General features: G+C 53.1%; 18 protein-coding genes. 15 read left to right on the top strand and 3 right to left on the bottom strand.

Features of this window, described 5'->3' with window-relative positions; genetic code table 11:
- Positions 1 to 37: 37 nt before the first annotated feature.
- The 6 genes from A6395_RS02205 (at position 38) to A6395_RS02180 (ending at position 4,088) form a co-directional block, all read left to right on the top strand.
- The gene (locus A6395_RS02205; protein ID WP_071397702.1) at positions 38 to 379 is read left to right on the top strand and encodes a DUF952 domain-containing protein; all 342 of its coding nucleotides are present in this window, start codon (positions 38 to 40) and stop codon (positions 377 to 379) included.
- Between the two features lie 182 nt (positions 380 to 561).
- On the top strand, positions 562 to 1,353 hold the full coding sequence (locus A6395_RS02200) for a transporter substrate-binding domain-containing protein (RefSeq protein ID WP_071397701.1): 792 nt from the start codon (positions 562 to 564) through the stop codon (positions 1,351 to 1,353).
- A 56-nt stretch (positions 1,354 to 1,409) separates the two neighbouring features.
- Entirely contained in the window at positions 1,410 to 2,069 is a 660-nt protein-coding gene (locus tag A6395_RS02195) for an amino acid ABC transporter permease (protein WP_071397700.1), read from the top strand.
- Positions 2,066 to 2,788: an amino acid ABC transporter ATP-binding protein gene (locus A6395_RS02190; protein ID WP_071397699.1), complete on the top strand. Its 723-nt coding sequence runs from the start codon at positions 2,066 to 2,068 to the stop codon at positions 2,786 to 2,788. Before A6395_RS02195 ends, A6395_RS02190 begins: the two co-directional genes overlap by 4 nt.
- Positions 2,789 to 2,826: 38 nt before the next feature.
- Complete coding sequence (locus tag A6395_RS02185; protein ID WP_071397698.1) at positions 2,827 to 3,501, top strand: metal-dependent hydrolase; 675 nt, start codon at positions 2,827 to 2,829, stop codon at positions 3,499 to 3,501.
- On the top strand, positions 3,501 to 4,088 hold the full coding sequence (locus A6395_RS02180; RefSeq protein WP_071397697.1) for an HD domain-containing protein: 588 nt from the start codon (positions 3,501 to 3,503) through the stop codon (positions 4,086 to 4,088). The genes A6395_RS02185 and A6395_RS02180 overlap by 1 nt, the downstream gene beginning before the upstream one ends.
- 33 nt (positions 4,089 to 4,121) lie before the next feature.
- Here A6395_RS02180 and fadH read toward each other — a convergent pair whose 3' ends face one another.
- Both fadH and A6395_RS02170 read right to left on the bottom strand, forming a co-directional pair.
- Entirely contained in the window at positions 4,122 to 4,892 is a 771-nt protein-coding gene (gene fadH / locus A6395_RS02175; protein ID WP_173647370.1) for a 2,4-dienoyl-CoA reductase, read from the bottom strand.
- Between the two features lie 89 nt (positions 4,893 to 4,981).
- A complete protein-coding gene (locus tag A6395_RS02170) occupies positions 4,982 to 6,064 on the bottom strand; it encodes an N-acetylglucosaminidase (RefSeq protein ID WP_252100499.1) in 1,083 nt (360 codons plus the stop codon).
- Between the two features lie 67 nt (positions 6,065 to 6,131).
- Here A6395_RS02170 and A6395_RS02165 point away from each other — a divergent pair, with 67 nt between their 5' ends.
- Both A6395_RS02165 and A6395_RS02160 read left to right on the top strand, forming a co-directional pair.
- Positions 6,132 to 7,130 carry an aromatic acid exporter family protein gene (locus A6395_RS02165; protein ID WP_071397694.1) on the top strand — a complete coding sequence of 333 codons (999 nt, stop codon included), beginning with the start codon at positions 6,132 to 6,134 and terminating at the stop codon, positions 7,128 to 7,130.
- 171 nt (positions 7,131 to 7,301) lie between these two features.
- Positions 7,302 to 8,432 (top strand): M20/M25/M40 family metallo-hydrolase, encoded by a 1,131-nt coding sequence (locus tag A6395_RS02160; protein ID WP_071397693.1) that lies wholly within the window; start codon positions 7,302 to 7,304, stop codon positions 8,430 to 8,432.
- A 45-nt stretch (positions 8,433 to 8,477) separates the two neighbouring features.
- Here A6395_RS02160 and A6395_RS16065 read toward each other — a convergent pair whose 3' ends face one another.
- On the bottom strand, positions 8,478 to 8,651 hold the full coding sequence (locus tag A6395_RS16065; RefSeq protein ID WP_173647369.1) for a hypothetical protein: 174 nt from the start codon (positions 8,649 to 8,651) through the stop codon (positions 8,478 to 8,480).
- A 74-nt stretch (positions 8,652 to 8,725) separates the two neighbouring features.
- On the opposite strand from A6395_RS16065, the gene rnz reads away from it, so the two are divergent.
- From rnz to A6395_RS02125, 7 genes are read left to right on the top strand one after another with little or no spacing between them, the layout of a single operon-like run.
- Complete coding sequence (gene rnz, locus A6395_RS02155; protein WP_071397692.1) at positions 8,726 to 9,631, top strand: ribonuclease Z; 906 nt, start codon at positions 8,726 to 8,728, stop codon at positions 9,629 to 9,631.
- Between the two features lies 1 nt (position 9,632).
- The gene (locus tag A6395_RS02150) at positions 9,633 to 10,523 is read left to right on the top strand and encodes a hypothetical protein (protein WP_071397691.1); all 891 of its coding nucleotides are present in this window, start codon (positions 9,633 to 9,635) and stop codon (positions 10,521 to 10,523) included.
- 20 nt (positions 10,524 to 10,543) lie between these two features.
- Positions 10,544 to 10,933, top strand: a complete 390-nt coding sequence (locus A6395_RS02145; protein WP_252100498.1) for a DUF4430 domain-containing protein — start codon at positions 10,544 to 10,546, stop codon at positions 10,931 to 10,933.
- Positions 10,911 to 11,588 carry a hypothetical protein gene (locus tag A6395_RS02140; protein WP_071397689.1) on the top strand — a complete coding sequence of 226 codons (678 nt, stop codon included), beginning with the start codon at positions 10,911 to 10,913 and terminating at the stop codon, positions 11,586 to 11,588. Before A6395_RS02145 ends, A6395_RS02140 begins: the two co-directional genes overlap by 23 nt.
- On the top strand, positions 11,548 to 12,510 hold the full coding sequence (locus A6395_RS02135; protein ID WP_071397688.1) for an ATP-binding cassette domain-containing protein: 963 nt from the start codon (positions 11,548 to 11,550) through the stop codon (positions 12,508 to 12,510). Before A6395_RS02140 ends, A6395_RS02135 begins: the two co-directional genes overlap by 41 nt.
- A complete protein-coding gene (locus tag A6395_RS02130) occupies positions 12,483 to 13,028 on the top strand; it encodes a hypothetical protein (RefSeq protein WP_071397687.1) in 546 nt (181 codons plus the stop codon). The genes A6395_RS02135 and A6395_RS02130 overlap by 28 nt, the downstream gene beginning before the upstream one ends.
- Before the next feature lie 32 nt (positions 13,029 to 13,060).
- A complete protein-coding gene (locus tag A6395_RS02125) occupies positions 13,061 to 13,387 on the top strand; it encodes a hypothetical protein (RefSeq protein ID WP_071397686.1) in 327 nt (108 codons plus the stop codon).
- The last annotated feature ends 11 nt before the right edge of the window (positions 13,388 to 13,398 follow it).

Raw genomic sequence — 13,398 nt, 5'->3', positions numbered from 1 at the left:
TTGCCTTTGCGCTTTTCCTTAAGAAGGGATCGATCGAATGGAACCAGTCGTTAAAATCATGAGTGAGGCGGAATATGCGATCGCCTTGTCGCGAGGTGAGATCAACGAAGAATCGCTCCAAACGGAAGGATACGTTCGTTGCTGCACCCCGCAACAGATCAGTAAAGTCGCGAGGCGCCACTATCATGGGGAGCGGGTCGTGCTCGTCTCGTTTCATATTGGGCGCCTCGGCAGCTTGCTCCACTACGAGCTAGATGAGGACGGAGATCGCTATCCGCACGTGTATAGCGCCATCCCGATCACATCGGTGAAACGGGTGCAACCTTATGGGTCGACAGATAATGGTACGGTCACGTATTTCGCTTACGAGCGGATGTGACCGTATTTTTTTTGGTTTTTATGCATGAATATACTTTACAATTAATAATTATGTGTATATAGTGGTTGAAGAACAAGTCAGACATATGAAGAGCGAAAGAACTATTGAGACAGAAAAACAAATATGTCATAATTTTGTTAAAGTTCTGACAATTCCATCTTATTGAAAAGGGGAAAATGAACATGAAAAAAAGTCTTCTAGCATTATGTATCGCAGCACTGGCTGCATTTTCGGTCGCCTGTGGCGCCGACGTCAATGAAGGCGGGTCATCGTCGACGAATGAGGAAGACGACAAAGTCCTCGTCATGGGGACGAGCGCGGACTACTTCCCTTATGAGTTCGTCGATACGGCGAGCGGTGACGAAATCGTCGGATTCGATATCGACATCGCCAAACAAGTGGCCGACAACATGGGCTATGAATTGAAAATTGAAGATATGGACTTCGGTAGCTTGCTCGGGGCCTTGAACGCTGGACGTGTCGATTTCGTCATGGCGGGCATGACACCGACTGAAGAGCGGAAAGAGAACGCCGACTTCACAGATATTTACTTTACGGCGAAAAACTTGATTTTATCAAAAGGCGACGCGATTCAAACGCTTGAAGACCTAGACGGGAAACAAGTCGGCGTCCAACTCGGTTCGATCCAAGAAGGGATCGCCAAAGACCAGATCCCCGGAGCGGAAATCGTCGCCTTGAACAAAATCCCTGAGATCATTCAAGAAATCAAGACAGGCCGCATCGACGCAATGGTCATCGAAGATACGGTCGCGAAGAAGTACCTCGACCAAGACAGCGAACTAGCGACGTTTGAAATCGTTGACGAAGAAGAAGCCGGCTCGGCCGCGGCTTTCCGTAAAGACGATGAGCTCCGCGATCAGTTCAACGAAGAGTTGAACAAATTGATCGAATCAGGAGAAATCGAGAAGTTAGCTCAAAAATGGTTCGAAGAAGAAGCAGCACCAGCTGAATAATTATGGATTAAGGCTGACTGAAAACATCAGTCAGCCTTTTTTAGGAGGAACTTATAATGGATTTTAGTCGGATTTATGATTCTATCCCGTACATTCTTGAAGGGATCCCGGTCATGTTTCAAGTCGTGCTCGTCTCGGCGCTGTTCGGGATCACGTTCGGTGTCATCGTGGCCACGTTCAAGATCGTGCCGAACCGTCTCGTCAACTTCATCGGACACGCCTACACGGCCGTGTTCCGGGGAACACCGCTCATCTTGCAACTCGCCATTATCCACTTCGGCTTACCGCAGTTGACGGGCTTTATCACGACACCTTATCAATCGGCCGTCATCGCCTTCTCGCTCAACTCGGCGGCGTACATCTCGGAGATCATTCGGGCCGGGATTCAAGCGGTCGACAAAGGCCAGTGGGAAGCGTCTGACGCGCTAGGTGTTCCATATGTCAAACAGCTGCGCTCGATCATCTTGCCGCAGGCGTTTAAAAACATCTTGCCTGCACTCGTCAACGAGATGATCACGCTCACGAAAGAGTCGGCACTCGTCTCGACGGTCGGCGTCCTCGATATTATGCGCCGGGCCCAAATCGTCGGAGGACAAAAGGCAATCTACTTCGAACCGCTCCTGTTCGCTGGTGTGATATACTTTACGATAGTGATGGTGTTGACATACTTTGGTCAACGTCTTGAAAAACGGTTAAGAAAGAGTGATGGCAGATGATACAAGTAAAGGATTTATTCAAACAGTTCGGTGACCTTGAAGTGTTGAAAGGGATTACGACTTCGATTGAACAAGGAGAAGTCGTCGCCGTCATCGGTCCGTCGGGTTCCGGTAAGTCGACGTTCTTACGTTGCTTGAACATGCTCGAAGTGCCGACAAGCGGAACGGTCAGCGTCGCCGGATACGAGTTGACGAAAAAAGGGGCCAACGTCTCGAAGGCACGGCAAAATATCGGTATGGTGTTCCAACAGTTCAACTTGTTCCCGCATATGAACGTGCTCGACAACTTGACGTACGCACCGATCAACGTGTTGAAAGTCAGCAAGGCTGAAGCAATCGAACGAGCGAAGACGTTGCTCGAGCGTGTCGGATTATCGGAGAAGATCGATGCTTATCCGAGTCAGTTGTCAGGCGGACAAAAACAACGTGTCGCGATCGCCCGGGCGCTTGCCATGGAGCCGAACGTCATGTTGTTTGACGAGCCGACGTCGGCGCTCGACCCGGAGATGGTCAATGAAGTGCTCGACGTCATGAAAGGACTCGCCGATTCAGGTATGACGATGGTCGTCGTCACGCACGAGATGGGCTTTGCCCGTGAAGTGGCTGACCGTGTCCTGTTCCTTGATGAAGGAATCTTGATGGAGGAAGGCAAACCGGACGACCTGCTCCTCAACCCGCAGACGGACCGGGCCAAACGGTTCTTAGAAAAAGTCTTGTGATGACACGTTCCATCTGACACCAGAAAGGGAGGATTCGAATGAAGATCACTTACTATGGCCATGCGACAGTCCAGCTCGATATCGACGAAATGAGCGTCTTGATCGATCCGTTTTTGACGAGTAACCCGCATACGGACGTCGACCCGGCGACATTGAAAGCCGACTACATCTTGTTGACGCATGCGCATTTCGACCATATCGAGGACGTCGAACTGATCGCGAAAGAAACGGGCGCGACGATCGTCGCGACACATGAACTCGCGACCTATTACGAGAAAAAAGGCTATTCGGTCCACGGCATGAATATCGGGGGCGGGTATTCCTTCCCGTTCGGCCGTGTGACGATGACGCAGGCGTTCCACAGCTCGAGCCTTGACATGGGCGACGTCCCGGTCTATATGGGGATGCCGGGTGGCTTCATCATCGAGACGAACTCACTAACGCTTTACCATGCGGGTGATACGGCATTGTTCTCGGACATGAAACTGTACGGTGAACGGTTCGAGATCGACGTCGCCTTCCTGCCGATCGGGGACAACTTCACGATGGGTCCGGTTGACGCGCTCGATGCCGCCCATTGGCTGCAGGCGAAACGAATCGTCCCGATCCATTTCGATACGTTCCCACCGATCAAACAAGATGCACGTGCCTTTTGTGACCAGTTACATCAGCGCGGTCTGTTGATCGAACCGAACACGACGATCGAGATTTGATGACGCGTCAAGCGATTCAAGCGACCGAACGTTTCGTGACGAAGCTTCATACCGGAGATCATACCGGGCATGACATGAGTCATCTCGAACGGGTGCGTCGGCTCGCCGAACATCTCGCTGAAGGGATGGCGGTCGACCCGCTCGTCGTCACGCTCGCAGCGCTGCTTCATGACGTCGAGGACGCGAAACTCGGACGAGCCAAAGGGCTCGTCCGGCATCATCTCGAGACGATCGCCCTCAGTACAAGCCAGACGGATCACGTACTCGCCGTCATCGCGGAGACGTCGTTCTCGCAAGGCAGACTGCCGACGACGCTCGAGAGTGCGATCATTCAAGACGCAGACCGGCTCGATGCGGTCGGTGCGATCGGCATCGCCAGGACGTTCCAGTATGCCGGATCACGAGGCACACCGCTCTATGATCCGGACGACCCTTCGAGCGCCATCGCGCATTTTAGTGACAAACTGCTCTTGCTCGCAGACGGGATGCATACGGACCGGGCGAAAGCGATCGCCCGCGACCGTCACGCGTTCATGACGTCTTTCTTGAAGCAGTTCGAGGCGGAATGGGTTGGCGAAGATATGTAAAACGGCCGAGGAGGGATCCTCGGCCGTTTGGCGTTAAAATGGATGTTTATTGAGCCAATGCCCGCCGTCGAGCGAGATGCATTCACCGTTCAAGTAACGCATCTCATCCGACGTCATCCAGAAAGCGAGGTCGGCGATCTCTTCCGGTGTCCCGAAGCGGCCGAGCGGGACGTTGCGGCGGATGCGCTCGACTTCTTTGACGTGGACCGCGAGTTTGTCGGCCCCGCCAGTCCGTTCGATCGGTCCCGGGCTGATCGCGTTCACGCGGGCCCCGAACTGATAGCCCCATTCGACGGCGAGTGTCCGGGTCAAGTTCAGGACGCCTGCTTTAGCGGCGGCGCTTGGTGCGACACCAGCACCCGCCTGCCACGCGTACGACGCGACCATGTTGATGATCGAACCGTCACGGAGTTGTTCGCGCTCCCAGTGCTTTCCGAGGACGTGCGTACAGTTGAACGTGCCGTTCAAGACGATGTCGATGACACTCGTCCAACCGTTCGGTGTCAAATCGAGCATCGGACAGACAAAATTGCCGGCTGCGTTATTAACGAGCGCATGCACCGGACCGAATCGTTCGACAATCTGATCGAGCGCTTGGGCGCACGCCTCGTAATCGCGGACGTCGTGTTGGACGGGTAACGCTTGTCCCGCACCGATCGTCTCGAGTTCAGTCATCGTTTCTTGTAGGCGTTCCTCGTTGCGGCCGCTGATGGCGACGTTCCAGCCCTCTGTTTTAAATTTTAGCGCCATCGCTTTCCCCATGCCGGACGAACCGCCGGTAATCCAAATCGTTTTCAAATGAATCTCCCCCTTCGAATGAATGGTCGTTCATTTTTAGTATTCGGGTTTGACTCTTGGGATTCCTGCAAAAAAAAGCGACGGCCGTTTGGCCGTCACTGGAGCTGTTCCAAATAGTTTAATCCGAGCTCGCGGTCGATGCGATACATCGTCCCGGCGACTTTCTCGCCCCAATACGGGTCCGAGGCGTAGAAGACGTTGACACCTTCTTGCTTGTTGCCGGGGAACGGGCCGCGGTCGTACGATCCGGTCACATACTTCTCGGCGAACAAGCGGGCCGCAGCATCAACACTCGCCTCGACTGAAGCGAACGTCGAGGCGTTACCGCTCGGGTCGTCATCTGTCGCTTTGAACCCGAAGAGATTATTTTTATCGCGGGCGATCGCGGACGTCCCGTATCCCGACTCGTGACCAGCGACGGCGAGTAAGAACAGGGCGTTAATACCGAACTCGGCTTCGGCGTCCTTGAAGGCATCACCTTTTCCGGTGAGCGGACTGTCACCAAGCGTGGCAAGAAATTGATCGAGTTCGCGGGCCGAGTACGGCGATTTGGACTGAATCGAGGCGAATTGGTACGGTGAATCGAAGACGTCCCGGACGTTTTCTGTATAAAACCGGTCCGACGCTTCCTGAGGGGCCGGTCCGACCAAGAACGTCCCAGCCAAGTTCCCGTTCGCTTCAACGGTATGGAGCACTTGTCCGTCTCGCATCTCGTAGTAGCCGCGTTTCTCGACGACGGCGTCCGGGTATAGCGTCATGTCGGCCAGCGGTACGTACACGTCGGCACCGGAGATGGTGACTCGCAAATGGTCAGAACCCTTTCCGACGAGCCTAAGCCGGGTGCCGCCGGCGACGTACGACTGCCGCTCTTTGAACGCGGCATCTTTATACAGGTTCGTGACCCGGTCGGTCGGCGTGACGGCGATGCCGGTGCCGGTAAAGTCGATGACTTCGCCGGACGGGCCGAGCAAGGCGCGATTGTCGCCGCGTTCCATGTAAGTGCGGGCTTCAGCGAGCGACTCGAATTGACGGGACGAGACGTCACCATCTGCGAACGTCTCGACGGTGTACGTCCCGTCCCCTCGTTCTTGTAACCAAAGAAAGCCGAAGATGGCAAGTGCTAAGCTGAGCAGGGCGGGCAAGAGCCGGCGTCGTTGTTTTTTCTTCAATAGGATCACTTCCAAACTTGAGGATTGCCAAACAGAGAAAACTAGTAAACAATTTTGTATGAGAGGAGGGAATGATATGAAAATTGGTACACGTACGTTAAAGACGGCGGTCGCGGCTGGGATCGCGATGCTCATCGCTGAGACGATCCATCTCGATTATTACGTCTTCGCGGCCATCATCGCCATCCTCAGCATCCAAGAGACGCGCAAGAAGTCATTTCGGGCCTCATATGAACGTGTCATGGCAAGCTTGCTCGCCATCGGGATGGGCGCGTTGATGTTCACGCTGCTCGGCTATTCGCCGGCGACGCTTACACTTTATTTTGTCATGTTCATCCCGCTCGTTCAACAGCTCAAACTGCAGGACGGCATGATCACGAGTGTCGTCATCTTGACCCATCTGTACACCGAAGGACGGTTCTCACTCGACTTGTTCTTGAACGAACTCCTGTTGATCGCGATCGGGGTTGGCGTCGGACTCGTCGTCAACATGTATATGCCGACGCTCGATAAAGACATCGAGCGCATTAAAGAGAGTATCAACCGGGCGCTCGCGGTCCACTTCTATGACGTCGCAGCCTGTGTCGAGACCGGTGTGTACAATAACCATTCGATGATGCTGTTGAAGACGCGTGACTATTTAAAGAACGGGAAAGACTTGGCGCTCCGCCGGATGGGAAACTCGATCGGGAAGCGCAACGAAGACATGGACTATCTATACTTCCGGATGCGCGAGCGCCAGTACGACATTTTGAAGCGGATTGCTGATAATGCGCGGGAAATCACGATGGTCGTCAATGAGGCGAAACCCGTCGCCACATTTTTACGCCGCGTCGGCGACAACGTCAACGAGCAGGCTGACGCCTCGGCGTTTCTTCGCGAGCTCGAGGAGATCATCGACCATTATCGAAAAAACGTACCTCTCCCCACATCGCGTGAGGAATTTGAGGTACGCTCGTCACTGCTCAATATTTTGTCAGATGTAAAGAGTTACTTGATCTTGAAAGAACGATACATTCTCCTGTTACAGGAACATGGCCATTCCCGACAAAAACGTGCTAAGCAAGAAGATTGATACGATGACGACGACGCCGATTTGAATGATGCGTTGTCGTTTTTGTTGTTTTTTTCTCATGAGAATCCTCCAAAACGTGTTTGACCTCATTGTACAGAATGGAAAAGGTTCGTGCAAACGACATGAGTTTGTTATAATAACCAAGAAATGTTTGGATGGAGGGATGTTTTTATGGTAAACGAGACACGTGTGCTGGACACATTTTTACAGTTGGTCAGCATCGATTCAGAGACAAAAGAAGAAGCGGTCATCTGTGAGCATTTAAAGTCGGTCTTCACAGAACTCGGATGTGACGTCTACGAAGACGACGCATCGACAAAAACTGCGCATTCAGGAAACAATCTTATCGTCACGTTGGCTGCGACGAAAAAGGGCGTTGACCCGATTTACTTCACGGCCCACATGGATACGGTCACACCAGGTAAAGGCATCAAAACGAGTATTAAAGACGGTTATATCGTCACAGACGGGACGACGATTCTCGGTTCCGACGACAAGACGGGGCTTACAGCGATGATCGAACTCGTTCGGGTCTTGAAAGAGGAGGCGATCCCACACGGTCAGATCCAGTTCGTCATCACGGTCGGGGAAGAATCGGGTCTCGTCGGTGCGAAAGTGCTCGACCTCTCGAAAATCGATGCGAAATTCGGTTTCGCACTCGACTCGGACGGACCGGTCGGCGATATTATCGTGGCAGCTCCAACCCAAGCAAAAGTGAACGCGAAAATTTACGGGAAGACGGCCCACGCCGGTGTCGCCCCAGAAAAAGGCGTCTCGGCGATTCAAATCGCAGCGAAAGCGATCGCAAAAATGAAGCTCGGCCGGATCGATGAAGAGACGACGGCTAACATTGGACGCTTCGAAGGCGGACGTGCGACGAATATCGTCTGTGATTACGTCGAAGTGCTCGCCGAGGCTCGTTCGCTTATCCATGATAAGATGGAAGCGCAAGCCGAAGCGATGAAGCAAGCGTATATTGAAGCGGCTGAGACGCACGGCGGTCGTGCCGAAGTCGAGATTGACATCATGTACCCGGGCTTCAAGTTCGAAGAAGGCGACGAGGTCGTCGAAGTGGCGAAGTCAGCCGCGACAGCGATTGGACGTCCGATTCGTATCCTTCATTCGGGCGGGGGCTCAGATGCGAACGTGATCGCCGGTGGAGGCATTCCGACGGTCAACCTTGCTGTCGGGTATGAAGAAATCCATACGACGAACGAACGCATGCCGCTCGTCGAACTGTATAAGTTGATTGAACTCGTTGTTGAAATTGTAGAGCAAGTCGCAACACGGGAAACAAACTAAAAAAAGAGCCGACGCTAAGTCGGCTCTTCCTATGTGTTCGTGTGTTTATGCGGCGAACTCCAACGATTCTAAGACGAGTTCGTCTGAGCAGTGAAGTTCGGTCGCTATGTCGTGAATTCGGATCGAGGTGCCAGCTTCTTGTTGGTGTTTGCGATTCATTGAAGTCGCTCGCTCCCGAATCACTTCATACAAAGCGTCGGAATGTTCAACTTTATTCATCACGGATCACATCCTTTTCAACGAGTGACTCAAGTATAGCATGGATTAGGCTAGCAGAAAGGACAAATATATTTATGAAGTTACATTTTTTAGGAACTGGGTCAGGCATGCCCTCGAAACAACGGAACGTTTCCGGGCTCGCGCTCACATTGCCTAAACAGACGTGGCTGATCGATTGCGGGGAGGCGACCCAGCACCAGATTCTCCATACCGCGATCAAACCGCGAAAAGTATCGGCCGTTTGGATCACGCATCTACACGGGGACCATGTCTTCGGGTTGCCAGGTTTCTTATCGACGCGTTCCGCCCTTGACGGAAAAGGTCCGCTCACACTGTACGGGCCGCGTGGCATCAAGCAATGGCTCGAGCTGACGTTGAAACTGACCGGTTCATATTTAGGCTATGACCTGACGATTGTCGAATATGAGGACGGGGACACGTTCGAGCAAGACGGTCATCTCGTCACGGTGCGGAAGCTCGCGCATCGCTTTCCATCTTACGGGTTTCGCATCGAGGCACCGGCGCGTCCGGGGACGCTTCTCGTCGACAAGGTGAGAGCACTCGGTATTCCGAGCGGTCCCATCTATCGGACAATCAAACAAGCGGACACGTTTGAATTTGCAGGGAAAACATACGCGTCTAAAGAATACGTCACAGAATCGGTCCGCGGTGCGATCGTTGCCATCTTAGGGGATACGACTCCGTGCGAGAACGCATTCGTGCTCGCACGAGCTGCCGACGTCCTCGTCCACGAGGCGACGTTTATGCAAGGGGAGTCAAAACTTGCGAGACAATATGGTCATTCGACGACTGTCGAAGCCGCAATGCTCGCGAACAAGGCGGGCGCGGGCCGCTTGATCGTCACCCATATCTCAGCCCGCTACCAAGGCCGAGAGGCAGAATTTGAGGACGAGGTCGTGTCTGGGTTTGCGGATAGCCATGTGGCAACCGATTTTTCCGAGTTTATAGTGGGGGATTGATGTGACAATACAACTATACGTTTGGCTGGGTTTCATCGTCATCAGCCTGTTGCTAGGTGTAAGATTGAATCAGTTGAAAGAGCCAGAACCAAATTTTTTCGCGAAATTCTTATTCTACTCGTTACTCGGAATTGTTTCGTTTCCGATCGGCGGGTTTCATATCCCAATCGGATTTCTGATGTCATTCTTGTTCTTTCCGAAACGAAACAGCCGGTATAAATGGTACGGGGCGCTCGTCGGCTTCTTCTTCTTTATCGTTTTACTGTTCGTACCTTTGTTCGACCAATCTGAATTCCGGGCCGAATCTCAACAAATCGGGCCGGTGTCGGTGCAAGACGAGTCGTTCGACCGGATGACAGATACGATTTTACGCCGGATCAACGGCGAGGTGATCAAGCTCGATCGCAGCAAGATGATTGTCGACCGGGACGGTGAACTGCAATCACTCGAGTATTTGCTCATGGTCGAACGCAACAGCTCGTTCCAGCAAATCCGCATCAACTATGACGACTCAGGGGAACTTGAATATCGTCAAGTCGATGAGATGAACAAAAGTTCCGGTCGAGCCTTTTTCGAGAAGCTCGTCGACTTCGAACACGTGATCGAAGCCGTACGGGGGACAGCGTGGGAAGACTTTGCCAAACAAGTCGAGGCACCGCTCTTGCAGCTCTCATTTGACGGACTGTACGACATGTACACGTTCGAGAACGAAGCGATGCTCATGATCAACCGGGACGGACGAATCGTCAAATTCTGGCTTCAGCGGGAACCCGTGCTCGCCAACAGTATTCAATTGACCGGTTTGACCCGTGAAGGCAGAACAACAGGCGAAAAATATACGATTCTTTACAACTACTCCATCCACCAACGAGAGGATTTGACGGATCAATGAAAAAATTGCTCATCATGGGTATGATGATACCTTTATTGGCAGCTTGTGCTGGAGAAGAGACATCGAACGGACAAAGTGAGTCTTGTGACGTCGAACCGACGATTTCCGTTTACGACGCGTCGACAGAAGAGACGTTGTACCATGAGAAAAGTGTCTGCCTAGAGGATGGCTCGACAGTGCTCGATGCCCTCAAGGCGACAGAATTGCCGATTGATTCGGTCGGAAGCGGGGAGATGACCTACGTCACGGCAATCGACGGGATTCAAGAAAAATCGGCCGGTCAGTCATCTGGTTGGGTGTACGCCTTTAACGGAAGCCCTGGCGATGAAGGGGCGGCTGCAAAAGAAGTCGAGTCCACCGACATCATCCAATGGCGGTTTGAAGAAGATGCGATTTCTTTCTTCGAATGAGGCGGATTGGGAGCGTAGACATGCTGTCACGCTCCTTTTCTTTCTACTCGTCCATCTGTACGTCTTGATCCATGTGAACGGTTCGTTAAGTCTGCTCGCCGGGCTGGTCTTGTTGTTACTGTTGGAGCGGCGCTTTCCCGTCGCGATGCTCGGTCTGCTCGTCGCGTTCGCGCTGATCTCGCTCGCACCGATCTTGCTCCAGTGGGACGTCTCCATCCGTGCGCTCAGCGACCAAATTGTCCGCTTGGCGACGTTTTTATTCGGAATGGTTTGGGCGAGCCGTTTCATGCGATTAGAACGGCTATTGCCGCTCTTGCGACGCTTTCCGCAATCGACCCGGTTGCTGTACGGCGCTTGGGCGCTCGTCCCGTCGATGGAACGGGCCATCCGTTTGTCGCTTCGCAGTCACCAGCGACAAGACTGGCGAGAAGCGATCGTCGTCGGGATTGACAGCCAGCGCCGTGAACCCGTTTACGCGTTGCCGCGCTTACGTCCATTCCAAGGTGATGATCTCGTTCATCTGTTCATCTTGTTTAGTTGTTTTGTGGCGGCGCTTAAGTGGTCACCACTCATCTGGTTGCTTTACCCGTATTTGACGAAAGGAGGTGTGCGAGATGCGTTGGTTATCCTCAGAGCACGGACGTCAGCCAATTGAGGAGTGGGTCGCTTCAGAGCGGGCCCACATCGTCAATCTCGATGACCCGCTCGCTGGTTCGGTCGCCTCACTGCTCGCCGGTGATGATGCGATGCGCGGCGCCGAACTGGCAGCTCTCTTGCAAATCGATCATCTGTCCAAAAAACGATTTGATGAATGCTCGAGCGGAGAACAACAACTCGTTCGAATCGCTCACGTGCTCGGCGAAAATCCCGATGCGCTCGTTCTCATCGAGCCGTTCCGTTATCTCGATCGATTCCGAAGCGAACACTTGTCGATGCTGCTTCGGCGGCTAGGACAGCTCGGGATTAGCGTCGCTTATACGGACCGGTCGCGTGAAGGCGGTGCAACACATGCGTTCACGGTCGTAAAGTCGTCTAGTGAAGCATCGATTAACGTCAAAGACGTGTCCTATCGCCATCCGTTGCAACCCGCCTACGCGGTCGAACACGTGTCGTACCGGTCTGACGGACCAGGGTTAACGGTGTGCATCGGGACGAACGGCAGTGGCAAGTCGACACTCCTAGAACTGATGGCGAAGAGTCTGCGTCCGCTATACGGGAAAGTGAAGTTATCAGAGCGGCCGCTCTATCTTCCGGCAGACCCCGAGTACGGGCCGTTCCCAAAATCGTTGAATCGACGGGTCGAACAGTTGCAGGCGGTACTCGCGTCCACGTCGTCACTCATCGTCCTCGACGAGCCGACGGTCGGACTGTCGGAGAACGAACGAGACGCCTTCGTTGCGGCAATCGTACAAAAAGCCGAGACGGCGCGTATTTTATGTGCGACCCACGATGAACGCTTGATTGCGGCGGCAGGTCATGTCTTATGTATGGCGAGCGGAGCGGTCGTTTTTGACGGCACGCGCGAACAGTACATGGATCGGAGTGCGTTATGGTCACTTACGTCCTCGCCCTCATAATCGCGTTCGCACTCTTGTCGAAGTTTGAGCGGACGAAGTCACCTATTTCTGTATTGACGCAGCTTCTTGCGCTCGCCGTCATCGGGCGGTGGCTTTTCATGGCGATCCCGAACGTGCAACCGACGACCGCACTATTGATGCTGACCGCGCTCTATTTTGGATGGACGAGTGCAGGCATGCTCGCTTTATTCGTCCCGATTTTATCTGGGCTTTTACTCGGCCTTGGTCCGTTCGTTTTGTACCAGTTTCTCGGTTGGCTGCTCGTGATCACGCTCGTTTACTTGTTACGACCGGTCTTGTTGCGGTCGCGACTATTACTTTGGTCAATTGGTCTCGGCTCTGGTTTTTTATTCGGCTGGACGGCGAACTTGTCGTTCGCGGAAGTGATTGGAGCCGACTTTATCAAATTGCTCATCCTTAGCTTGCCGTTCGATTTGGCGCATGGAATCGCAAACGTCTTCTTTTTGATCGTCCTACATGATTTATTCGTTCGCATATTTGTCCGAGAAGACGGGTAAAAATGAGTACTACTCGAGTGAGGTGGTTGAGCATGGGCGGATACGTCAATATGTATGAGATCGGTTTGTTCCTCTTCATCGGACTATTGTTTATGGCCGTCAATATCTTACTGATGTCGCGTCGGCTCATTCAGACACGATACGCGATGTTGAGCATCCTCGCTTCTAGCGTCTGGCCGGCACTGATGATCGTCTTATCCGTTCAAGACGTCAATCTTCTCGAGGAGCTACGAGCCCGAACGGTCACACTTGAAGCCGTGTTCGCCTGGTCTCTCGTCGTCACGACGGCGCTCATGACGGTGATACCAGCTTTTATCTTCATTCGACGTCTGATTCAGCTGTCACGCCATGGCGGCTGATTCCTTATACT

Origin of the sequence: Exiguobacterium sp. SH31 (assembly GCF_001816105.1) — a bacterium.
Lineage (GTDB): Bacteria > Bacillota > Bacilli > Exiguobacteriales > Exiguobacteriaceae > Exiguobacterium > Exiguobacterium aurantiacum_A.
The sequence above is the reverse complement of the archived record's forward strand: the minus strand, read 5'-3'. Positions and strand labels throughout refer to the sequence as shown.